The sequence below is a fragment of the Nonomuraea sp. NPDC003754 genome (assembly GCF_053605785.1).
In genome coordinates, this window is record NZ_JBSGJX010000002.1 from 113645 (window position 1) to 136896 (window position 23252).

Annotated in this window: 19 protein-coding genes; 9 read left to right on the top strand and 10 right to left on the bottom strand. The window is 71.4% G+C overall.

Annotated elements, in window-relative coordinates; genetic code table 11:
• The first annotated feature begins 280 nt into the window (after positions 1-280).
• Positions 281-2557 carry a polysaccharide lyase 8 family protein gene (locus ACWEVS_RS03130; protein ID WP_452549661.1) on the top strand — a complete coding sequence of 759 codons (2277 nt, stop codon included), beginning with the start codon at positions 281-283 and terminating at the stop codon, positions 2555-2557.
• On the top strand, positions 2554-5124 hold the full coding sequence (locus ACWEVS_RS03135) for a DUF2264 domain-containing protein (RefSeq protein ID WP_452549662.1): 2571 nt from the start codon (positions 2554-2556) through the stop codon (positions 5122-5124). The genes ACWEVS_RS03130 and ACWEVS_RS03135 overlap by 4 nt, the downstream gene beginning before the upstream one ends.
• A gap of 352 nt (positions 5125-5476) precedes the next feature.
• On the opposite strand, the gene ACWEVS_RS03140 is transcribed toward ACWEVS_RS03135, so the two are convergent.
• The 3 genes from ACWEVS_RS03140 to ACWEVS_RS03150 form a co-directional block, all read right to left on the bottom strand.
• On the bottom strand, positions 5477-6031 hold the full coding sequence (locus ACWEVS_RS03140) for a histidine phosphatase family protein (protein ID WP_452549664.1): 555 nt from the start codon (positions 6029-6031) through the stop codon (positions 5477-5479).
• A 290-nt stretch (positions 6032-6321) separates the two neighbouring features.
• Positions 6322-6879, bottom strand: a complete 558-nt coding sequence (locus ACWEVS_RS03145) for a DNA-3-methyladenine glycosylase I (protein WP_354905832.1) — start codon at positions 6877-6879, stop codon at positions 6322-6324.
• Complete coding sequence (locus ACWEVS_RS03150) at positions 6876-8198, bottom strand: hypothetical protein (RefSeq protein ID WP_452549665.1); 1323 nt, start codon at positions 8196-8198, stop codon at positions 6876-6878. The genes ACWEVS_RS03145 and ACWEVS_RS03150 overlap by 4 nt, the downstream gene beginning before the upstream one ends.
• Before the next feature lie 28 nt (positions 8199-8226).
• On the opposite strand from ACWEVS_RS03150, the gene ACWEVS_RS03155 reads away from it, so the two are divergent.
• Positions 8227-8508, top strand: coding sequence for a hypothetical protein (locus ACWEVS_RS03155; RefSeq protein WP_354905829.1), 282 nt, complete (start codon positions 8227-8229; stop codon positions 8506-8508).
• Positions 8509-9223: 715 nt separating this feature from the next.
• Here the strand turns inward: ACWEVS_RS03155 and ACWEVS_RS03160 are convergent.
• The 4 genes from ACWEVS_RS03160 to ACWEVS_RS03175 all read right to left on the bottom strand — a co-directional run bounded on the left by ACWEVS_RS03160 (position 9224) and on the right by ACWEVS_RS03175 (position 12743).
• Entirely contained in the window at positions 9224-9811 is a 588-nt protein-coding gene (locus ACWEVS_RS03160; protein ID WP_354905827.1) for an LOG family protein, read from the bottom strand.
• An 11-nt stretch (positions 9812-9822) separates the two neighbouring features.
• Positions 9823-10617: an LOG family protein gene (locus ACWEVS_RS03165; RefSeq protein WP_354905826.1), complete on the bottom strand. Its 795-nt coding sequence runs from the start codon at positions 10615-10617 to the stop codon at positions 9823-9825.
• 160 nt (positions 10618-10777) lie between these two features.
• Positions 10778-11839 carry a succinyl-diaminopimelate desuccinylase gene (dapE, locus tag ACWEVS_RS03170; RefSeq protein WP_354905825.1) on the bottom strand — a complete coding sequence of 354 codons (1062 nt, stop codon included), beginning with the start codon at positions 11837-11839 and terminating at the stop codon, positions 10778-10780.
• 70 nt (positions 11840-11909) lie between these two features.
• Positions 11910-12743, bottom strand: a complete 834-nt coding sequence (locus ACWEVS_RS03175; protein WP_354905824.1) for a 2,3,4,5-tetrahydropyridine-2,6-dicarboxylate N-succinyltransferase — start codon at positions 12741-12743, stop codon at positions 11910-11912.
• A gap of 37 nt (positions 12744-12780) precedes the next feature.
• On the opposite strand from ACWEVS_RS03175, the gene ACWEVS_RS03180 reads away from it, so the two are divergent.
• Positions 12781-13581 carry a hypothetical protein gene (locus tag ACWEVS_RS03180; RefSeq protein ID WP_452549666.1) on the top strand — a complete coding sequence of 267 codons (801 nt, stop codon included), beginning with the start codon at positions 12781-12783 and terminating at the stop codon, positions 13579-13581.
• 70 nt (positions 13582-13651) lie between these two features.
• Here ACWEVS_RS03180 and ACWEVS_RS03185 read toward each other — a convergent pair whose 3' ends face one another.
• The 3 genes from ACWEVS_RS03185 to fdxA are packed head-to-tail and all read right to left on the bottom strand — an operon-like array spanning position 13652 to position 15693.
• Complete coding sequence (locus tag ACWEVS_RS03185; RefSeq protein ID WP_354905821.1) at positions 13652-14281, bottom strand: DUF4178 domain-containing protein; 630 nt, start codon at positions 14279-14281, stop codon at positions 13652-13654.
• A gap of 11 nt (positions 14282-14292) precedes the next feature.
• A complete protein-coding gene (gene dapC, locus ACWEVS_RS03190; protein WP_452549667.1) occupies positions 14293-15363 on the bottom strand; it encodes a succinyldiaminopimelate transaminase in 1071 nt (356 codons plus the stop codon).
• 3 nt (positions 15364-15366) lie between these two features.
• The gene (gene fdxA, locus ACWEVS_RS03195; RefSeq protein WP_354905819.1) at positions 15367-15693 is read right to left on the bottom strand and encodes a ferredoxin; all 327 of its coding nucleotides are present in this window, start codon (positions 15691-15693) and stop codon (positions 15367-15369) included.
• An 85-nt stretch (positions 15694-15778) separates the two neighbouring features.
• Between fdxA and ACWEVS_RS03200 the strand changes: the two genes are divergently transcribed.
• From ACWEVS_RS03200 to ACWEVS_RS03220, 5 genes are all read left to right on the top strand, one after another.
• The gene (locus ACWEVS_RS03200; protein ID WP_452549669.1) at positions 15779-16000 is read left to right on the top strand and encodes a putative acetyltransferase; all 222 of its coding nucleotides are present in this window, start codon (positions 15779-15781) and stop codon (positions 15998-16000) included.
• Positions 16001-16023: 23 nt separating this feature from the next.
• Positions 16024-17064 (top strand): ABC transporter substrate-binding protein, encoded by a 1041-nt coding sequence (locus ACWEVS_RS03205; protein WP_452549671.1) that lies wholly within the window; start codon positions 16024-16026, stop codon positions 17062-17064.
• 106 nt (positions 17065-17170) lie between these two features.
• Positions 17171-17926: a class I SAM-dependent methyltransferase gene (locus ACWEVS_RS03210; RefSeq protein WP_452415852.1), complete on the top strand. Its 756-nt coding sequence runs from the start codon at positions 17171-17173 to the stop codon at positions 17924-17926.
• A 225-nt stretch (positions 17927-18151) separates the two neighbouring features.
• Complete coding sequence (locus ACWEVS_RS03215; RefSeq protein WP_452549672.1) at positions 18152-21403, top strand: hypothetical protein; 3252 nt, start codon at positions 18152-18154, stop codon at positions 21401-21403.
• 4 nt (positions 21404-21407) lie between these two features.
• Positions 21408-23213, top strand: a complete 1806-nt coding sequence (locus ACWEVS_RS03220) for a UvrD-helicase domain-containing protein (protein WP_452549673.1) — start codon at positions 21408-21410, stop codon at positions 23211-23213.
• The last annotated feature ends 39 nt before the right edge of the window (positions 23214-23252 follow it).

Consider the following 23252-nt stretch of genomic DNA (forward strand, 5'->3'; position numbering starts at 1 on the left):
CGACACCCCCTCCGAGCCCCACCCGACACCCTCCTTGAACGCCGCACCCGACACCCCCTCCCCCACGTCGACCGACGCCCGCGGCGCGCTCCTTCGGGCCGCACCGCCGGATCCGGTGCAGGCCCTTCACCGGCGCGGGTTCCTCGGGCTCGCCGGTGGCCTGGCCGCGTTCCTCCTCCCCGACGGTCCGTTGTCCACAGCCACCCCGGCCGGCCCCACCTTTTCCACAGAACCCCGCTCGGCCCCCACCCCCACCACCCCGACCAGCCAGACTTCCGGCGTGACCGAGTTCGCCACCCTCCGCGCCAAGGCCACCGCGATGCTCACCGGCGCCCCCTTCCACCCCGCCGACCCTGCCTTCGCGGCCCCTCTCGCACGGCTCGACGCCTCGGCCACGACCCTGCGCGACACCCTCGACCGCTCACCTGAGCGCACCTCCCTCTGGCCCGATCTCCCCCTCAAAGGCGCCTCCGGCGACATCTCCAGCAGTCACCAGCGCCTGCGCACGCTGGCCACCGCCTGGGCCACCCCCGGCTCGAAGCTCCACGGCGACACCACGCTCGCGACGGAGCTCCTCAGCGCTCTCGACTTCCTCTACGCCCGCGCCTACAACGAGACCAAGAAGGAAGTCGGCAACTGGTGGCACTGGGAGATCGGCGCCGCCCGATCCCTGATCGACACCTGCCTGCTGATGTACGACGTCATCAGCCCCGGCCAGCGCGCCGCCTGGATCCGGGCGGTGGACCGCTTCTGTCCCAACCCAGACCGCCGGACCAACCTCACCAACTTCTCGGAGACCGGCGCCAACCGGGCCGACAAGGCACTGATCGTCGCCCTGCGCGGAATCGTCGGCGACGACGCCGCCAAGATCGCCCTGGCCCGCGACGGGCTGTCCGACGTGCGCGACGCCGGGCGCAACACCCTGTTCGGCTACGTCACCGCACGCGACGGCTTCTACGCCGACGGCTCGTTCATCCAGCACGACACCGTCGCCTACACCGGCTCCTACGGCGTCGTGCTGCTCCAGTCGGTGAGCACGGTGCTCGGTCTGCTGGGCGGTTCGAGCTGGGAGGTCGCCGACCCCAAGCGGGCGGTGATCCTCGACGCCGTGGAGCGGACGTTCGCGCCGTGGATCCACGACGGCCTGATGATGGACAGCGTCAGAGGCCGCGCGGTGTCACGCGGCGCCTACCGCGACCACGACGCCGGGCGTGACACGGTCGACGCCGTGCTCCAGCTCGCGACCGGCGCGCCCGAGCCCTACGCGAGCAGGTTCCGGGCGCTGGCCAAGGGCTGGGCGAGCAGGGGCAGGTTCATGGAGCGCGCGGGCATCGCGGCGACGGCCAGGGCGCGTGCCGTACTCGCCGACGCCGCTGTCACCGCCGCGCCCAGACCGGTCGGACATCACGTCTTCGCCGACATGGATCGGGTCGTGCACCGCCGTCCCGCCTGGTCGTTCGCCCTCAGCCTCGACTCCAGGCGGATCGCCGGCTACGAGTGCGGCAACGGGGAGAACTACCGCGCCTGGTACCAAGGCGACGGCGTCACCTACCTTTACACCGACCTCGACCACTACAGCGCCGACTACTGGCCGACCGTCGACTCCTACCGGCTGCCGGGCACCACGGTCGACACGCGGCCCCGCGACCCGGCCGTCTCCGTCAGCGGCACCGGCACCTTCCGCCCGGCGAACGCGTGGGCGGGCGGCGCCGTCCTCGGCGGGTACGGCGTGGCGAGCCTCGAACTCATGGCCATGGGCACCACGCTCACGGCCAGGAAGACCTGGGTCTGCCTCGACGACGCGGTCGTCTGCCTGGGAGCGGGCATCACCAGCACCGACGGCAGGACGATCGAGACCGTCGTCGACAACCGCGGCACCTCCGGGCCGCTGATCGTCGACGGCATGCCCCGGGAGGACGGCGAGAGCACGTCCACCGCCTCGTGGGCACACCTGGAGGGCGTGGGCGGTTACGTCTTCCCTGGTGGCGCGCGGCTGCGCACGCTCCGCGAGGTGCGTACCGACACCTGGAGGGCGATCAACGACGGCGCCGACACGGGTGGCACGCCAGGGCCGGTGTCCAGGGAGTACGTCACGCTCTGGTTCGACCACGGCGCCAACCCGTCGGGCGCGGGCTACGCCTACCTGCTGCTCCCCAACGCGACCGCCGCGCAGACCGCCGCCCACTCCGGAGTCGAGATCCTCACCAACACCGCGCAGGTCCAGGCGATCGCCGCCGAGCAGGGCGACGCCCGGCTGTTCGCCGCCACCTTCTGGTCAGCGGGCGAGGCGGGCGGAGTCACCGCCTCGGCGCCCTGCGCCGTCCTCGTACGGCGCGCGGGCGACCGGGTCTCCCTGGCGGTCTCCGACCCCGGCCGCACGGTCGGCACCGTCACGCTCACCCTCGACCACCCCGCCCACGGCGTGGTCGGCAGCGACGACACCGTGACCGTCCGACCGGGTAAGAACCCCACGATCACCGTCAACCTGGCCGGATCGCACGGTCACACCCACACGGCCGAGCTCACCGTCGGCCGCCATCGAGAAGGCTGGGCATGATCCCTCCCTACCTGTCCCTGCCGCCCACCGACCGGCTGCTCTCGCCGCGTACCGGCTGGACGCGTGCCCATTGGGAGGCGCTGACCGACCACCTGCTCGACTCGGTCGTGCCGTACGCGTCTCCTGGGTTCGCCCAGTACCGGCTCCCGGGACGCGCCAGCTGGTCGGGCAGGGCGCTCGACGGTCTGGAGGGATTCGCCCGCACGTTCCTGGCCGCCGCGTTCCGCATCGCGGGCGCGCGCGGCCAGGTACATCCCGCGCTGATCGAGCGCTACGCGACCGGCCTCGCCAACGGCACCGACCCCGCCAGCGGCGAGGCGTGGCCCGAGCTGACCGACTGCTCCCAGCAGATGGTCGAGGCGGCCTCCATCGCCGTCGGGCTGCACGAGTCGAGGCCATGGCTGTGGGACCGGCTCCCTTCCGAGGTGCGGGAGCGGGTCGTCGCCTGGCTGAGCGGCTTCCTCGGCAAGCGGACCTGGGACAACAACTGGATGCTGTTCCAGACCGTGAGCGAGGAGTTCGTGAAGTCGGTCGGCGGGCCTTATGCGCAGAACGAGATCGACAGAGGCCTCGACCGGATCGAGGAGTGGTACGTCGGCGACGGCTGGTACACCGACGGCGGCACCCGCAACTTCGACTACTACGGAGGCTGGGCGCTCCACCTCTACCCGCTGCTGTGGACGCGCATGTCCGGTGACGCCGACCGCGCCAAGCTCTACCGTGCCCGCCTGACCGAGTTCCTCACGACCTACCAGCACTTCTTCGGCGCGGACGGCGCGCCGATCCACCAGGGCCGCTCGCTCTGCTACCGATTCGCCTCACTCGCCCCGGTCTGGCTCGGCGCCCTCGTCGAGGCGACACCTCTCGCCCCCGGTCAGACGAGGAAGCTGGCCTCGTCCGTCGCCCGCCACTTCACCGAACGCGGTGTCCCCGATCGCCGGGGCCTGCTTTCCCTGGGCTGGTACGACACCTTTCTGCCCACCACGCAGGCGTACTCGGGGCCGGCTTCGCCGTACTGGGCGTCCAAGGGCCTGCTCGGCCTGCTGCTCCCGCCCGAGCATCCGGTGTGGACCGCCCGCGAACAGATGCTCCCCATCGACGAGCACGATGTCACCGTGGCCATCCCCGCCACCGGCCTGCTCCTTCACGGCACCCGCCACGACGGCATCGTCCGTCTGGTCAACCATGGCAGCGACCATGGCGCGCCACCCGACGACCCCCACTACGCCAAGCTCGCCTACTCCACCCGAACCGCCCCCGAAGCCGCCGAACACGCCTGGACCCGAAACGTCGACAACCACCTCGCCCTCGTCACCCCTGACGGCCTGCCCTCCGCGCGCGGCGCGATCCATCCGCTGACCTGCGAGGGACGCACCGCTTCCTCCTACACGGCAACCCCCGACGGCACCCGCATCACCACGACCTCCATCGTCCGCGGCCCGTGGGAAGTCCGCATCCACGAGATCGCCACCCCCCAGCCACTCACCCCCACACCGAACCCAACCCGCCGCCCCCCGCTACAGCCAACAACCACAGCCACGCTGACACATCCGCCCACAGGCGCCCTCCACCTCACCACCCCCTCGACGCCCCAAGCCGGAGCGCCATCCCAACCCCACGCATCCCCGCGCCCTGCCACCGAGCCAGCCACACACTCAGCCACGCCCCAGTTCGACTCGACGACCCGCCTCGACCCCGAGCCGGCCACACCCCGAACCGACCCCCCGACCTGCCCGACCTGCCCGACCAACGAGCCGGCCACACCCCGAACCGGCTCGACCACCAACCCCACCACCGAGCCGACCGCATCCCAACCCGCCTGGACCACGCGCCCCACCGAGCGATCCGCACCCCGAACCGACCCCCCGACCTGCCCGACATGCCCGACCAACGAGCCGGCCACACCCCGAACCGGCTCGACCACCGGCTCCACCACTGAGCCGATTGCACCCCACCCCGCCGAGACCACCGAGCCGGGTTCAGCCCAAACCACCCGGCATGCCGCCACCCCGACCTCACCCGGAGAAGGACCCTCCACGGCAGCGCACCCCCCTAGCCCCGGTGACGCGGAATCCCCGCCGCCCCTCGCCCGATCTCCCCACACCGACGAGCGCTCCCCCATCGCCACCCAGACCAGTGAAAGGCCTGCCGGACCGGCGGTACGAGAAGGCGGCTACGCCGTGTCCGACACCTCACCCCCCGACATCGCCACCGGTCCAGGGTGGGCGCTGGCCCGCCGTACGGACGGGCTCACCTCCGCGATCATCGGCCTGTACGGCTGGCAACACGCCGACGTGTCCCGTGACGTGGAGTCGAACGCCTTCGGCCCCCACTCGGCCGTCCCCTGCCTGCACGCCGACACGCCGGGCCTGCACGTCTCACTCGTCGTGTTGTCAGGCGACACCGTCCACCCGTCCGCACTCCGCGAGGCGATCACGGTCGACGTGTCACCCCACGCGGTCACCGTCGCCTTCCCCGACGGCGACCGCCAGACGCACCCCCTGACCACCTCACCCACGCACCTGGCCCACTCCCCGCACGCCGAACCACCAGCCATGCCCTCATGAACCCGGAAGCCCGCCCCCGACTCCCGTGCCCACCCACCCGCACACCACGTCCCCAGAAGATCGATCCGAACACCACGTCCCCAGAAGACGTCCTCGACCGCGCGACACCATGCACGCCACCCACACGGGCACCACACGAAAACCCGACCCGCCTGAACGCCAGGCTCGACCCCCGGTACTACCACCGAACGCCCGGCACACCGCCGAACGCCCGGCACAGCCAACGAACCGTCCAGCATGACCCGCCGAACCTCCGGGACAACCAGCGAACGTCCAGCACAACCGCCGAGCGCCCAGCACGACCACCGAACCTCCGGCACAACCACAGAACCTCCGGCACAACCGACTGTTGTCAGTCCTGGAGATGTCTGACCGAGGCGATGTCCACCACGCGCCCATCCAGGGTGGTGATCGCGCACGGTGGCACTCCGTCCACCAGCAAGTGGGCGGGGACTGATGCGTCACCCACCAGCGTGCGCAGGAGATCGACGGTGATGCCGCCATGAGTGCAGACGACGATCGCGGACGACTCGTGTGCGTGATCAGCGAGGAAGGCTTGGAAGCGCTCGGCAGCCCGGTACGACGAGTCGCCGCTGAGAGGAACGAAGTCGCGATGTCGTACTGCTGTCGCCCAATCGGCCAGGAAGTCCTCGAGAGATTGCGTACCGTCCCAGTTCATCCGTTCGCGCAGTCGGGCATCCTCTCGCACGGGGACACCGACCGCCGACGCGATGATGTCGGCGGTCTCGCGGGCCCGCCGCATCGGGCTGCTGAACACGGCGCCCGGATCAACGGCCTGCAGCCGGCGAGCGGCTCGATGCGCTTGGCGGCGCCCGATCGCGGTCAGACCCGGATCACCGGCGCCTTGCTCCTTCTCGCCATGCTGAACCACGTAGAAGATCGCCATATTGCCGCAGGATGTCCCATGGTGGCCCATCGCCGCACGCCAATATCGCGGCGCACAGAACCGGGTCGGTCGCATGAGAGGGCGTTCACGCGACCTCTCCAGACGCAGGGGCCGAGCCGCTCACTTGTCGTAGCCGTTCAGCCGCTGTGGACGGCCAAGCACCTTGGCAGCGTCCAAGGAAGCCAGACGGCCATGTCGAGTTGATAGTCAGCGAATGACGCACGATGCGGGCGGCCGAGTAGGAGGAGAGAAACATCCTTCGCCCTGAGCCCGACCAAGGCGCGAGTCGATCAGCCAGCGCGAAGGCGCACGATGCAGTCCGCGATGTGGTCGTTCACCAGGCCGATGGCCTGCATGAGCGCGTACGCGGTGGTCGGCCCCACGAACCGGAAACCGTACCCCTTCAGCTCCTTGGCGAGCGCCTTCGACCCGGGCGTGATCGCAGGAACGTCAGCCATCGAGCTGGGAACAGGAGAATCAGGATCAGCATGCCGCCAGACCAGCTCGGACAATCCCCCGGGCACCTCGAGCGCGGCTCGGGCATTGGCGATCGTGGCCTGGATCTTGGCCCGGTTGCGGATGATGCCCTCGTCGGCGAGCAGCCTGTCGACGTCCGCCTCGGTGTAGGTCGCGACCTTCTCGATGGAGAAGTCGTCGAACGCCTTTCGGAAGTTCTCCCGCTTGCGCAGAATCGTCAGCCACGACAAGCCCGACTGGAACGCCTCCAGGCTCACCCGCTCGAACACCCTGTCATCGCCGTGAACAGGGCGACCCCACTCGTCGTCGTGGTAGGCGATGTAGAGCGGGGTCGTCATGCCGGTCCACTCGCACCGAATGACCTCGCTCACGAACGGCCCTTCTTCTCGCGGCCGATCGAGGCAGGCCGCCCGCTGCGGCCGTCGCGGCTCGCGGACGCGCGCTCCGTCCCGGCATGGGAGGAACCCACCACGGGCGAACCGATGTCGCCCCACGAGCGGCTGACCTTCTCGGTGCTCGCCGCATCGCCGTCCTCGTGTTCGGCGTCCGGAGCGGCGTCACCGTCGTCTCCGGAGTCGTGCTCACCGGCCAGGGCATCGGCACCCGCCCCGCTGCGGCGGCTGGGCAGAGAATCCTGGTGCGCGGCGGGACGGGCAGGCGAGCCGGCGTCCCCATCCGATCCGACGGCCGGCGACGCGCCGTTGTCGCCCTCGTGCTCTTCAGGGGAAGAGACCGCTTCGCTGTCCCGCCACACGCCGGTGGAAGCCAGGCCTGCGTCGCGCTCATACTCCCCGAGAGAAGACGCGGGCTCCCCCAAGCGAGAGACGTGGTCGCCATCGCCAGGCGAAGAGGAGTCCGCGTCATCGCTGTGCGCGGCGGAGGAGGATGCCACACCAGAGTCGCCAGCAGCGCCGACCTCGAGATCGTCGGCGACGTCGCGCACCGCAGCGCCGGGCGCGAGGTCACGATCGACAGTCGCGGAAGCGCCCGTATCGTCCCTGCTCGCAGCAGTGGAGGCAACCGAACCATGGTCACCGGACACACGCACCGCAGCGCGATCGCCAGCCGCCGAGGCATCCTCGTCATCCCCGCCCGCAGTAGTGGCGGCAACAGAGCCATGGTCGCCGGACACACGCATGGCAGCGCCGACGGCGCGGTCGCGATCGCCGAGTGCGGAGGCGTCCTCGTCATCCCCGTGCGCGAAGGTGTCGGCGAGGGTCGCGTCGCCCTTGTCATCCTGATGTGCGGTCGCGAGGGATGCGTCGTCTTCGTCGGTACGGCCGGCGGGCCCGGCCTCGTCGTCGTCAGGCAGCGCGACGGAGGGCGCGGTGGGGCGGTGGTCGGTGCGTGGCGCGGCACCGGGACTCGCGTAAGCCTCCTGGCGCGCCTGCAGCCGGCTGGCCAGCAGCTCCGACACGCGCTGCTCCAGCACGGCGATGCGGGTGTCGCGGGCGCTGATCGCGTTGGCGGCTCTGCGCAGGCTCTCGTCGACGCTCTGCGTGTGGTAGCCGACCAGGTTCACCGGCAGCTGCAACGCCATGAAATCGACGGCCGTGAGCTGCCCAGCCTCGGGAAGGCCGAGCGGCGGGACATCAGGCGGGAACTCTCCCAGCTCACCGCCCTTGCCAAGGGAGACCACGACGACGCAGGCGAGGATCGCCAGCGCGGCGATGGCGAGTACGACCAGCACATTGGAATCGTACTCGTACGATCGAGACATGAGGCCTGTAGTGCTGACGCCAGGCGCGCCCGAAGAGTCCGGGTGGACGCCCGCCGACACCCCCGACGAGGTGCGGCAGCTCGTGCGGAACGGGGGCACGGCGCTGGTCAGGCTGCCGCGGCAGCTCGACGCCGCCCTCGCCGCCGCGGCCGTCTTCCGATGGGCCGGCGCGGGCGTGTTCGTGACGGAGCACGCCGACCAGGTACGGCTCGCGCTGGACATGACCGATTCCCTCGCAGGCACCCGCGCCCCCGCAGTGACCCGCCGCGGCCTGGCCTGATCGCCCGCCGCGCCTCGACGAGGTGTGCTGTCGCCGGTACGCGAAGGCGTGCGCGGGAGGCGCTTGGCACGTGGAACCTCGCGGGCGCGGGCACCTTCCCGAGGGTTTGCCGGAAGCCCGAGCGGTGTGCTTCACCCCAGGGAGAGGCAGCCCGGGACACGTGTGGTTCATCCCCAGGGAACGGTGCGACCCCAGTCCCAGGGAAAGGAGTGGGTTGAGGCCCGGGAATCGGTGTGAGAAGGGTTTCCCGCCGGGCGTGTCGTGGTTGAGCGGCCCAAGGGCCCAGAGTCATGAGCGATCCCAGGGGGCCACGCGCGTCGCGGGCGACCCGAGGGGGCCACGCGCGTCGCGGGCGACCCGAGGGGGCCACGCGCGTCGCGGGCGACCCGAGGGGGCCACGCGCGTCGTGAGCGACCCGAGGGGGCCGGCGTGTCGTGGGCGGCTCAAGGGGCCTGGCGTGTCGTGAACGATCCGAGAGGCAGGAAGTGCAGGCGCCACCCACCCCACGGCCAACGCCGAGCCCCTTGGGATGGGCCGGCCCGCGGGTCCCGTGGACGCCCGCAGACCGCACCCAGCGCGGCCGCCTGCCGTAGGCACCGAGCGCGCGGCGGCCTGCCGTTGGTCGGGAGCCCGCAGACCGTACCGAGCGTGACGGCGTGTCGTAGGAAGCCTGCGCGCCCATCATCGGGACCACGCGCGCCCGCGCGGGAAGCAGCTACCCGCCGGTCGACTCGCCCAGCTCCTCCACGCTGGGTTCCATCGGCTGTCCCGGCGACTCCAGGAGGTTCAACGCCTCCTCCACCGACGTGGTCCACGTGATCGCGTCGAAGACGTTCGCGCGCGTGAACCCTTCGTCGTACATGTGCTTCACCAGCGCCCGCAGCGGCTCGTACAGCCCCCACGGGTCGAGGATCACCAGCGGCTTGGTGTGGACGCCGAGCACGCGCGCCGTCCAGATCTCGAACAGTTCCTCCAGCGTCCCGATGCCCCCGGGGAGCACCAGGAACGCGTCGGAGCGGGCGTCCATGACGCCCTTGCGTTCGCGCATGTCGGCGGTGATGACCAGTTCGTCCGACTCGGTGTCGGCGACTTCGATGTCGACCAGCACCTGGGGGATCACGCCGATGGTGCGGCCACCGGCGGCTCTGGCTGCGCTGGTCACCGCGCCCATGCAGGAGACCGTGGCCCCGCCGCTCACCAGGGTGTGACCCCTGAGGGCGATTTCGGTGCCGACCTCGGTGGCGAGGTCCACGTACTTGGGGTCGATCTTCTGACTGGATGCACAGAAAACGCAGATGTTCACGGAAACGGAGTCTATTGAGGCTCTGTCCGGTGGCTCGCGACGGCCTCCAACTCCTCGGTGCTGAGGCGGCTGCGGTTGTGCTCGGACTCGACGATGATGTTCACCGCCTCGTCGACGTCGTCGGTGAGGTGGATCAGGTCGAGGTCGGGGGCGGAGATCTTGCCGGTCGACAGCAGCGTTCCCTTGATCCAGTCGAGGAGGCCGCTCCAGTACTCGGTGCCCACGAGCACCACGGGGAACGAGGTGACCTTGTGCGTCTGCACCAGGGTGAGCGCCTCGAAGAGTTCGTCGAGCGTGCCGAACCCGCCGGGCAGCGTGATGAACCCGCACGAGTACTTCACGAACATCGTCTTGCGCACGAAGAAGTAGCGGAATTCGATGCCGAGGTCGACGTAGTCGTTCATGCGCTGCTCGAAGGGGAGCTCGATGCCGAGGCCGACGGAGATGCCGCCCGCCTCGGACGCGCCCTTGTTGGCCGCCTCCATGGCGCCGGGCCCGCCGCCGGTGATGACGGCGTATCCGGCCTTGGCCAGCTTGCTCCCCAGTTCGACGCCCAGCTGGTACTCGGGGGAGTCGACGGTGGTGCGCGCCGAGCCGAACACGGTGACCGCGGTGGGGAGTTCGGCCAGCTGGCCGAAGCCCTCGACGAACTCGGCCTGGATGCGCAGCACCCGCCACGGATCCATGTGAACCCAGTCGGTGGGCCCTTGGCGATCGAGAAGGCGCTGGTCATAGGTGGATTCAGGAACGAGCTGGCCGCGGACGACCGCAAGACCCTGACGACGTTCGGGACGTGTCCGTTTCATACGGAGCACGCTAGCGCGCCCGGTTAAAAAATCTTGAAAAAAGGAGGGAACCGGATTTCGAAGCCGCTGCGTCTAACTGCCGAGGGTGCTGCTCGGGACTGAAAGTGGCTTTCCCCGCCAAATGGCCGGCGAGGAAAGCCACTTTCACGTTGTAGGGGGGTTACGCGCCCGGGGAGAGCCAGTTCAGCATCGCGGTCTCGCTGGCCCTGATCTGGCTGAGTGAGGCGTATTCACCCTGCTGGTGGGCGAGGTTGGGGTCGCCGGGGCCGTAGTTGACGGCGGGGACGCCGAGGGCGGAGAAGCGGGCGACGTCGGTCCAGCCCAGCTTGGCGCGGGGTGTGCCGCCGACGGCGGAGACGAACGCGGCGGCCACGGGGTGGGTGAGCCCGGGGCGGGCGGCGGGGGCGCCGTCGGTGATGGCCACCTCGAACCGGTCGAACACCTCCCGCACGTGCTCCTCGGCCTGCGCCAGCGACAGGTCGGGCGCGAAGCGGAAGTTGACGGTGACCACGGCCTGGTCGGGGATGACGTTGCCGGCCACGCCGCCGCGCACCGACACCGCGTTGAGCCCTTCGTGGTACTGCAGGCCGTCGACCACGGGCTGCCTGGCCTCGTAGGTGGTGAGCCTGGCCAGGATCGGCTCGAGGGCGTGGATGGCGTTGACGCCGAGCCATGACCTGGCGCTGTGGGCGCGCCTGCCTCGCGTGGTGATGTCCGCGCGGAGCGTGCCCTGGCAGCCGCCCTCGATCACGCCGTCGGTCGGCTCCATGAGGACGGCGAAGTCGGCGGCCAGCCAGTCGGCGTGGTCGCGGCTGACCCTGGTCAGGCCGTTGCGCTCGGCCTCGACCTCCTCGCAGTCGTAGAAGACGTAGGTGACGTCGCGGTTGGGGGCGGGAAGGAGGGCGGCGAGCTTGAGCGCGACGGCGACGCCCGCCTTCATGTCGGAGGTGCCGCACCCGTAGAGGAGGTCGCCCTCGATCCTGCTGGGCAGGTTGCCCGCCGTGGGGACGGTGTCGAGGTGTCCGGCGATGAGCACGCGCTCGGGGCGGCCGAGGTTGGTGCGGGCGACGACGGTCTCGCCGGACCTGTCGACGGTGAGGTGCGGAAGCCGTCTGAGCGCCTCCTCGACCGCGTCGGCGAGCACCTTCTCGTTGCCGCTGACCGATTCGATGTCCACGATGGTGGCGGTCAGCGCGCCTACGTCCTGCGTCAAGTCCAGCATGGCACCCAACCCTAACCTCGGGCGTACGGCCGGCCACAGGCCGGACCGGCGGGCACGGGGGCCGCCGGGGTCAGGCGTTGACGCCGTGCTCCCTCAGCACGTCGTTCAGCGCCGCCTTGTCGTGCCGCTGGCCGGGCTCGAGCCGCTTGAGCACCAGCACGCACGGCAACCCGAACGTCCCCCCGGCGAACTCCTTCGGCCGCGTGCCGCCCACCGCCACGCACCAGTCGGGGATCCGCCCGCGCCCGAGCTCCTCCCCCGTCTCCACGTCGATCACCGGCATCGAGGCGGACAGGATCGTTCCAGCCCCGACGACCGCCCCACGTCCCACGCGGGCTCCTTCGACCAGCATCGCCCTGCTGCCGATCAGCGCGTCGTCCTCCACGACGACGGGCACCGCGTTGGGCGGTTCGAGGACGCCGCCGATGCCCACCCCGCCGGACAGGTGGACGTTCTCCCCGATCTGCGCGCAGGAGCCCACGGTGGCCCAGGTGTCGACCATGGTGCCGCCGCCGACGTACGCCCCGATGTTGGTGAACGACGGCATGAGCACCACGCCGGGCGCTAGGTAGGAACCCCATCTGGCGATCGCGCCCGGCACCACCCTGACCCCGTCGAACGTGGTCTTCAACGGCAGCCTGTCGTGGTGCTGGAAGTCGCCCACCTGCGACCTGGCCATGCCGAGCACCTTGAAGCTGAGCAGGATGGCCCGCTTGGCCCGCTCGTCGACCACCACCTCACCGTCGGCGGAGATGGTGGCCACCCGCGCCTTGCCGGTGTCGAGCTGGTCGATCGCGCCGACGACGACGCCTCTGGCGGCCGCGTCGGAAGGCGAGAGCGCCTCCCGGTGGGCCCACAGCTCGTCGATGGCCGCCGGCAGCGGACTCGCATGGCTCTTGCTCATGGCCACGGAGCTTATCTGTCCGGGTAGGTTTCTCAGCGTGCGGCATAGCTTCTCCCGAGCCGTCCTGACCATCGCGATCATCGTCGTCGCGCTCGCGGTCGCCATCGCCGTGGGCGTCTACGTGCTGCTCAGGAAGGCCGATCCGCTGGCCGAGGACATCGAGAGCTGCGTGGTGCGCACCCCGAAGGGCGAGCTGGAGCTCGACATCGAGCAGGCGCGCATCGCCGCCACGATCGCGGCGGTGGCCGAGCGCAGGCGCCTGCCGGAGCAGGCCGTCGTCATCGCGTACGCCACGGCGATCCAGGAGTCGAAGCTCTACAACCTCTCGTACGGCGACCGCGACTCGGTGGGTGTCTTCCAGCAGCGGCCCTCGCAGGGCTGGGGCAGGAAGAAACAGATCATGGACCCGGTCTACGCGACCAACCGCTTCTTCGCCGCGCTGGTGAAGGTGAAGGACTACCGGAAGCTGCCCGTCGCGGAGGCCGCGCAGGCCGTCCAGCGCTCCGCCGCCGGGTACGCCTACGGGCCGCACGAGACGAGCGCGCGCATCCTGGCGGCGGCGTTCACCGGCAGGGTGCCGCGGGCCGTCCACTGCACCTATCCGAAGACGGCGACGCCCGCGCCTTCGCGGACGGGAGAGGCGCGGCGGGAGCTGACCAGGGCGCTGGGCGCCGTGAGCGTGCCGACGTCGAGGCGCGGGTGGCTGATCGCCGCGTGGTCGGTCGCCCACGCCCAGGAGTACGGCCTGCGCAGCGTCGGCTTCGACGGGATCGTCTGGTCGCCGGAGGGCTGGAAGGCCGGCGGCACGGCGGGAAGGCGCGACGTCGAACTGACCTGAGCCAGGCGGCAGACGACGGAGACCGCGCCCGGCGGCACGGCGGGAAGGCGCGACGTCGAGCTGGGCTGGGTCAGGCGGCGCGGCTGACGATGGTGATCGAGCCCGGCGGCAGCGGCTGCGCGTAGCTGGCGGTCCAGCCCTGGCCCTGCACCCGCTCGAACGACAGCAACCGCCCGTCGGCGGCCCGGTAGTCGGCGAAGTCGAGCAGGCCGCGCTCGGGCCGCCCGGTCTCGCCCTCCGACCGGAAGGCCGCGGTGCCCCTGTCGACGGGGTGGAACTCCACCCCTTCCATGATCAGCATGGTCTTGGCCGGGATCATGCCCTGCGTGGGCACGTCCGTCCAGAGCAGGACCTCCAGGTGCGGCGGATCGGTGGAGACGAGGCCGTGCCGTACCTGGACCGACAGCCACACCGGCCGCCGGGAGCCGTCGTCGAGCAGGTACTCGGTCCACTGCTGGCCCTGGCACGACACGTGGACGGCGCCGCGCACCTGGGCGGGCTTGCCGTGGGTCTCGATCTTGTCGCCGACCCTGATCGTGCGCGGGTCGTCGTAGTCGGAGCCGACCGTGCCCTGCCCGGAGGAAGGAAGGGGGGACGCCGCGCCCGCGGCTGGGCGGCCCTTGCGCATGGTGGTGAGCAAGGCGCCCAGCAGGAGGACGATGGTGACGACGCTCAGCCCGATGACGACCATGGAGGTCATGCCGCGGGATCCTACTGGAGGCGACGCACCGCCGCACTGATGCGTTCGTCGGTGGCCGTCACGGCGATCCGGATGTGGCTGCCACCAGCGGTTCCGTAGAAATCCCCAGGTGCGACCAAAATGCCGGTTTCGGAGAGGCGGCGCACCTGATCCCAGCAGTCGGTGCCGTCGGAGGCCCACAGGTAGAGCCCGGCCGTGGAGTGGTCGACGCGCCAGCCGGCCTTCTCCAGCACCGGGCGGAGCAGCCGCCGCCTGGCGGAGTAGCGCTCGCGCTGCTCGTCGGCATGGGCGTCGTCGCCGAGCGCGACCGTCATCGCGGCCTGGACCGGCTCCGGCATGATCATGCCCGCGTGCTTGCGGATCTCCAGCAGCCTGGCGACCAGCGCGGGATCGCCCGCGACGAACCCGGCACGGTATCCGGCCAGGTTGGAGCGCTTGGACAGCGAGTGGACGGCCAGCAACCCCTCGTGGGAGCCGCCGCACACGTCCGGGTGGAGGATGGAGATCGGCTCCTCTTCCCAGCCGAGCTCGATGTAGCACTCGTCGGAGGCGACGATCGCGCCCCGCTCACGCGCCCAGGAGACCACCTTGCGCAGGTGTTCGGCGGGCAGCACCTTGCCCGTGGGGTTGGAGGGCGAGTTGACCCAGATCAGGTCGACGTCGGCGGGACCGAGGGCCAGCAGCCCGTCGGCGGCGATCGGCGTGGCCCCCGCGATGCGGGCGCCCACGTCGTAGGTGGGATAGGCCAGCTCGGGGATGACGACCCGCCGGGCGCCGAGCAGCGTCGGCAGCCAGGCCACGAACTCCTTCGAGCCGATGAGCGGCAGCACGGCACGCTCGTCGAGCGTGACGCCGTGCCTGCGGCGCAACCAGCCCGCCGCCGCGGCGCGTGCCTCGCGCGTGCCGTACGTCAGCGGATAGCCGGGGCTGTCGGCGGCCCCGGCCAGCGCGTCCTGCACGATCTGCGGCACGGGATCGACCGGGGTGCCGACCGACAGGTCGACGATGCCGTCGGGGTGCGCCTGCGCGCGCTCCTTGTAAGGCGCCAGCCGGTCCCACGGGAAGTCCGGCAGATTGTGCACCTGTCAGTGCTCCTCGGCCTGCGGCGGCAGTGCGGCGACGACGGGGTGGTCCTTGTCGATCTTGCCGACCTTCGAGGCGCCGCCCGGCGAGCCCAGGTCCTCGAAGAAGTCCACGTTGGCCTTGTAGAAGTCCTTCCACTGCTCGGGAAGGTCGTCTTCGTAGAAGATCGCCTCTACGGGGCAGACAGGCTCGCACGCGCCGCAGTCCACGCACTCGTCGGGGTGGATGTAAAGCATGCGCTCGCCCTCGTAGATGCAATCGACGGGGCACTCCTCGATGCACGCCTTGTCCAGAACGTCCACGCAAGGCTGCGCGATGACGTACGTCACGTCGAGCTCCTTCTTAGACCGCGGGTTTTCTACGCCCTAGTATTGCCGGGTCAGCCAAGTGTCGGGAACGGAGGGTGGCAAACTCATGGCCGCTCGCCTCGTCATCGCCCTGACAAGTGCGGATATTGGGGCCAGGGTTACCACACGGAGAATGGTGCCCGGTGGTTTCCGCGACGCCGTGGGCATTCTCGAATCGTGGGACGGCGGCGTGCTGCGCGTCCGCAAGCGCGACGGCACGCTCGTGGAGATCCAGGAGGAGCATTTGGTGGCCGCGAAGGTCGTGCCTCCTCGACCTGAGCGAGTGTAGCGGCGAGTATCTTTCATGTGACTGTGCGTACCTGTGCCGCCGTAGCCGCCGTTCTCCTCAGCGCCGGATGCGGCGCCGCGAAGACGGAAGAGAAGCCGCTGCCTCCGGTCGACGTGAAGGCCGCCTCGATGAAGGCCGGGTTCACCACCGTCGAGCGGCTGGCGGAGGCCGCCAAGAAGGAGGGCGAGCTCAACGTCATCGCCCTGCCGCGTGACTGGGCCAACTACGGCGAGATCATCGACACCTTCGCCGACAAGTACGGCATCAAGGTCAACCAGTTCGAGCCCACCGCCAGCAGCCAGCGCGCGATCGAGTCCGCCGCGCAGCTCAAGCCGGACGTCTTCGACCTCAGCCTGGAGGCCGCGGTCGCCAACGCCGCGCGCTTCGCGCCGTACAAGGTGGCGGGCTGGCAGGACGTGCCCGACCACGTGAAGGACCGGAACGGAGCCTGGTACGCCGGCTACGGCGGCTACATGTCGCTCGGGTACGACTCCCGCCACGTCAGGCCGCCCGCCTCCTTCGCCGACCTGCTCAGGCCCGGCTACAAGGTGGCGCTCCCCGGCGACCCCCGGCAGACCGCCGCCGCCTTCAACGGCGTCATGGCCGCCTCGCTGGTGAACGGCGTGCCCCAGGTGCAGCGCGGCGTCGAACTGTTCGACAAGCTGCGGAAGGCGGGCCAGCTGACCCAGCAGAGCTCCGCCAACGTCGTCGTCGACTGGGACTACCTCAACGCGACCCGCACCGCCAAGCCCGGCGAGAGCTGGAAGGTCACGATCCCGAAGGACGCGCCCCTCGGCGCGTACTACGTGCAGGCGATCAACAAGGACGCCCCGCACCCCGCCGCGGCCAGGCTGTGGCAGGAGTTCCTGTTCTCCGACGAGGGCCAGAACCTGTTCCTCAAGGGCTACGCCCGTCCCGCGCGGGGTGAGGCGATGGTCATGAAGGGCACCCTCGACACCCAGGTCGCCGCGCAGCTGCCCGCCCCTCCCGGGCCACCGGTGCTGCTCACGATCCCGCAGACCGACGCCGCGAAGGCCTACCTGAAGAAGAACTGGGCCCGGTGAGACAAGTGTGCCCGGTGTGACTGATATGTCGTAGAGACCTTCAGCCCCTAGAGTTGTTGTCCCACTACGGGGGAGCTGATCGGTCTTGCGATACGACACACCGAGCATGACGCGGTTGACCGCTCGCGCCTACGACAGCGGCTTCGGCTATGTCTCGCCGCAGGGAGCGCCACTGGTCGACCTGCTCGATCCGCAGCCGGGTGAGCGCGTGCTCGACCTCGGCTGCGGCACCGGCGTGCTGACCGCCGAGATCGCCGCCAGGGGGGCGAGCGTGCTCGGCATCGACGGCTCGCTCGCGATGATCGAGAAGGCCCTGGCCCAGTACCCGGGCATCGACTTCATCGTGGGCGACGGCCACGACTTCACCGTCGCGCAGGCCTACGACGCCGTCTTCTCCAACGCCGCCCTCCACTGGATGAGCCGCGACCCCCGCACCGTCGTCGCCAACGTCCGCGAGGCGCTGCGGCCCGGCGGCCGCTTCGTGGCCGAGATGGGCGGCGCCGGCAACTGCGCGGAGCTGACCGCCGCCGTCTCCACCGCATGGCGCGAGTACGGCCTGCGCGAGCCCGAGCTGCCCTGGTACTTCCCCACGCCCGCCGAGCACTCCAGGCTGCTGGAGAAGGAGGGCTTCGTCGTCAGGCTGCTCGAGTACTTCGACCGGCCCACCCCGCTCGACGAGTGCCCCCGCGGGGCCGCCGACTGGGTCCGCGTGTACGCCGGAACGCTCCTCGACGGGCTGCCCGCCGACCTGATCGAACCGCTGCTCAGGCGGGTCAACGAGCTGGCCGCCCCGGCGCTCCGCAGGGAGAGCGGCTGGATGGCCGATTACGTGCGCCTACGCTTCGCCGCCGTCAGGCGCTGATACGTACTCCATGATGCACAGGGCTGTTTTGCGCGGCTATGGTCTGTTCCGTGGCGGCACAAGTATGGCTGCGCCGCGACCGCGGCGCGAGGGACTGGTGAACGGAACAGGATGAACTTCTGCCTGAGCGACCTCGTACCACCCTTGCGGTGGAGCGACGCTGCCGCGATCACACTGCTCCACGGGCAACCGCACCTGCCTGACGCGTGGTGGCGGAGCCTGCCCATGCCGCGGGTGCTGGCCGCCATCGGACCCGAGCCCCTCGGCGAGCTGCTGACGGAGATCGCGCTGGAGCAGTGGCCCGCCGCGGCCATCGGCGACGTCCTGCCCGCGCTGCACGTCCTGGACCCCGACGAGGCCGACGAGCCGCACGTCGCGATCGCCCTCGACCGGGTGGGCTCGTGGCCGGGGCTGCTGTCGCTGAGCAGCCGCGAGCTGGTGGACCAGCCGTTCGTGAAGGCGCGGCCGGTGCTCACCTCGCTGTTCTCGGCGGTCTTCGTACGGCTGACGCCGGGCGAGGAGGCCGTGTCGCACCCGGAGGCCGCGGCATCGCTCCCGCCGGAGCCGGACGTCCTGGACACCCCCGCGGAACGGGACATCCTGGACACCTTCGCGGAGCCGGACACCGCACGGTCCGACACCGCACAGCCGAACGTCGCGCAGCCGGAACTCTCCCAGCCGGCCCCCGCGCAGCCGACCCCGGCGCGGCCGGAGGCCCCGGAGCGGGACGCAGCCGACGTCCTGGAGTCCGCCGCACCCGGACGGGGCGCCGCGGGCGTCGCACGGCTGGAGGCTCTCGCGCCGGACGCCCTGGAGCCGGAGACCTCGGCGCCGGACCACCTGGAGCCCAAGACCTCGACGCCTGACGCGCTGGAGCCGGAGGCGGCCGCTGCGGCACCGGACGCCTCGGGACCGAACGCCTCGCCGGACGCCTTGGGACCGGACGCCTTGGGACCGGACCCCTCGGGGCACGGTCTGCAGGCGTCGGGTGCCGACTCCCCCGTCGAGTTCGGCATGCCCGCGCCGAGCGCCGTGTCCCCGGTGGAACCCGCCTCGCCAAGCGCCGTGTCCCCGGCGGAATCCGTCACACCGAGCGCCGTGTCCCCGGCGGAACCCGTCTCGCCGAGCGCGGGCGCCCCGGTGGCGCCGGATCGGCCGGTCGCCGGGTCGCGGGCCGAGGCGCCGCCGCTCCCGTCGCGCAAGCCCCGCTCCACCAAGCAGTCCTACGGCACGCCGTTCGACGCCTTCGGGACCGGCACCACGACGGGCGGGCAGGACGCCGCCCCGCCTGCGGCGCCCGAGCAGGCCGCGTCCGCGCGAGCCGAGCGCTGGGACGCCTTCCAGGCGTCCACCCCGCGTCCCGCCGACAGTGGCCAGGACTCCGCGTTCAAGCCGGTGTCCGAGGAGCCGCCGGCCCCGGGGGTGCCCGAGGCGTCCCGGCTTCAGGAGGCGGCCGGTGCCGGTGCTCTGTGGGCGGACGGCGTCCAGGAGCCCGCAGCCGACGTCCTCGATGGCACGGGCGCCGCGAGCCCCGGTGTGGAACGCGCCGAGCGTGCGGGCGACAGGGCCGACGAGGCCGCCCCGGATGGCGAGCGGCCGCACCCGGTGGGCGACCCGGTGGCCGACCCGGTGGGCGAGTGGTCCTTCGCCGCCGTGCCGGACGACGAGCCGGCGGCGGGCGTCCCGGACGGCGACCTGCCCGCTTCGCGGGTCCCGAGTGACGACCTGCCCGCAGCGCGCGTCCAGGGTGACGACCTGCCCGCAGCGCGCGTCCCGGGTGACGACCTCTCCGCTGCGGGTATCCAGGGTGACGACCTGCCCGCAGCGCGCGTCCAGGGTGACGACCTGCCCGCTGCGGGTGTCCCGGGTGACGATCTGCCCGCTGCGCGCGTCCAGGACGGCGACCTGTTCGGGTCGGACACGCCCGACGGCCTTCCTGTCACCGGCGCGTCCGGCGGCGAACTGCCCGAAGCGGGCGTCCCGGGTGGTGACCTGCCCCACGCGGACGTCCCCCACGACCGGCCGGCCGACGCGGGCGCCGCACATGGCGACCTGCCCGACGCGGGCGTCCCGGGTGATGACCTGCCCGACGCGGGCGACGCGAGTGGGGAGCCGGCCGACGCGGGTTTCGCGAGTGGTGGCCTGCCCGAGGCGGGTCTGTCCGGTGGCGAGCCGTCGGCGGCGGGTGCCCCCGCCGGGGCGGTCGACCTGCACGCGCTGATCGAGGCCTCCTTCGCGGGTCTGGACGACAAGACGTGGGCCGTCGCGCAGAACCGCGTCTTCACCGATGCGCCTTCGGCCGTGGAGCAGCTGGCCAAGCTGTTCGCGGCCCCCAAGGCGGAGATCGTCGCCGTCGAGGCCGAGCTGCGCCAGCGCCTGCTGCGGTGGCTGGCCGCCGAGGAGACCGCGCCCTACCGGGCGCACCTCGACGACCTGCGCGCCCGGCTGGGCGTGGATCCGCCGCGGGACCTGCTGATCGGGGCGGCCGACTGGCACGGCAGAGAGGTGCGCGCGCTCGACGTGCCCGCCTGGCAGTTCGTGCAGGCGACGCTGGCCGCACCGGCGCGGATCGCCGAGGTACCCGGCTCGCCTGCCGTTCCGGAGCCGCAGTTCCTTGGCCCGGCGGAAGAGCCGCAGTTCTCCGGCCCGGTGGTGGCCGGTGAGCCGCCCTTCCCTGGTCCCGGGGTGGGAGAACCGTACCTGCCTGGTCCCGGGGTGGGAGAACCGCATCTTCCTGGCCCTGGAGCGGGAGAACCGCACCTCCAACGACCGCAGGAGCCCGCAGCGGCGCCCGTGCTGGAGCCGCGGTTCCAGTCCGTGCCGGGGGTCGAGCCGTACGCCGGGTCCGTCCAGGCGCCGCCGCATCCGGAGCCGCAGGGTGCGCCCGGTGAGGCGGCGGCCCGGTTCGAGGACTTCCCTGCGCCCGCGCCATCCGACGGCAACGGCAACGGCAAGCCGCACCAGGCCTTCAAGGACGTCTCGCTGACCAAACGCTGCTTCCGGCAGCCCGACGGGCGCTGGTGGCTGCGGATCGACGTGACCGCCGAGCAGCTGGCCACCGGTGAGTGCGCGCTGCCGAGCGGGTTCGCCGCCTACCTGGGGCTGACCGCGGGCGCGAGCTGGACGGTCAGGAGCGCGGCGGGCGAGCTGTCGATCAGCTGGCTGGGCAGGCCGTGCATCAGTCAGATGGGCAGGCTGCTGGCCGACGTCGGCGCGCGGGAGGGCGGGCACCTGTTCATCACGCTCTCGAAGGAGGGCGTGCTGCGGGCCAAGCACCTGCCGGTGGCCACGCCGGGCGCCAGTAAGATCTCCAAGGCGCTGCGCCTGGCCGACTACACCGGCCTGAGCAGCGCGATCGAGCACGCCGCGAGAATCATCGCCATAAGGATTGGCATGTCGGGCAACGTCAGTCTGGACGACCTCAAGACCAGGCTCCGCGAACGCGGGGACCGTGACCTGCTCGACCTGTTGGACTGAGCCCGTGGCGCGGCTCGCGATCGCCCCCGGCTTCCCCAGGGAGCTCCGCGCTCTGGCTGCGCCAGAGCGCGGGCAGGTCATGGCCGCGCTGTACGGATTCCTCGACGAGGTCCCCGCCCCCGAGGGGGTGGGGACGGTGCGGATGGCCGACGGGCTCAAGGGCGTCGTGGTACGGCAGGGCGACCTGTCGTGGCTGCTCACGCTGCTGCCCGACGACGAGGCCGAGACCTACGCGGGCCGGCACGCCTTCAGCGTCAACCCGCTGATCGGGGTGATCGAGCAGTGGGACGCCGAGGCGCTGGGCAGGGTCGAGCACGCCCTGCGCCGCTCGGCCGGGGCGACGCGGCTGTTCGCGGACGTGGACGACGCCGACCTGCTGGGCCTGGGGGTCGACCTCGCGCTGCTGCCGCTGGTCAGGTTAATCACCAACGAGGCGGACGTGGACGCGCTGGAGTCGCTGCTGCCGCCCACGCAGTACCTGCCGCTGGCGGTGATGGCCAGGGGCGGCTCGCTGCCCGAGGCGTGGAAGGCGCTGGACTCCCGCCGCACCTCGTGGGACTCCCCCGAGCCGATCGACACCTCCGACCTGCTCGGGGCGCTGCTGCGCAGCCCTGACCTGGCGGTGTTCGCCGCGCGGCCCGAGGAGATCGACAGGATCGTCGGCAAGCCCGACTGGTGCGTCTTCCTGCACCCGCCCCAGCACCGGCTGGCCCGCGCCGGCCACTACGAGCACCCGGTGCTCGTCACCGGCGGCGCCGGCACGGGCAAGACGCTCACCGCCCTGCACCGGGCCGCGCACCTGGCCGAGCACGGCAACGGGCCGGTGCTGCTGGTGACGTTGACGCAGGGGCTCGCGGCCGACCTGTCGGCGCGCCTGGACACGCTGATCGAGGACGAGGCGGTCCGCAAGCGCGTCGACGTCGACAACGTCGACCGGCTGGCGGTCAGGATCGTGGCCGACGTGGAGGGGCGGCAGCCCGTGCTCGTGGGGCCGGGGGCGCGCTCGCTGGCCGAGTTGGCGGAGGAGGCGCTGCGGCTGCTCACCAGGGCGGCCGGCGACCTGCTCGACGACGTGCTGAGCTTCGGCGAGCCGGGGCGCAAGCCGTACCGGCACATCGTGGTGGACGAGGCGCAGGACGTGAGCCCGGCCCAGTGGCGGCTGCTGCGCGCGGCGGTGCCGCGCGCTCCGGACGACCTGTTCGTGGTCGGCGACCCGCACCAGCGCATCACCGACCACCGCAGCGCGCTGGAGGCGGTCGGCATCCACGCCGTGCAGCACGAGCTGGCGATCTCCTACCGGCTGCCGCACGAGGTGCTGTCCTTCGGGGTACGGCTGCGCGGCGGCGGCCCGGCGCTCGGGCTGGTCAAGCACGTGCAGGAGCTGCGCGACTTCCGCAGCACGCATCACGGCGAACGGCCGACGATCAGGGCCTACGACTCGCCGGAGGCCGAGCTGGCCGGGCTGGTGTCCACGATCGGGTCGTGGCTGGAGGACGGCGTGCCCGCCGGGGAGATGGCCGTGGCCGCGCGCACCACCCGCCTCGTCAGGTCCGCCAGGGAGGCGCTCGCCCGAGCGGGTCACGACGTGCGGGTCACGACGCTGCACGGGTTGAAGGGCCTGGAGTTCGAGCGGGTCGCGCTGATCGGGATCGCCGAGGGCGTGGTGCCCGAGCCGCTGCCGGACGACCCCGCCGACCGGGCGCGGGTGCTCCAGCGCGAGCGGGGGCTGCTCTACGTGGCCTGTACGCGGGCGCGGTCGGTGCTCTACGTTTCCCATGCGGGAAGAGGGAGCCCATTTTTGTCGTCCTAATCACATAGTCTCTGAACTGCGGATATCCTTTCCCTTTGC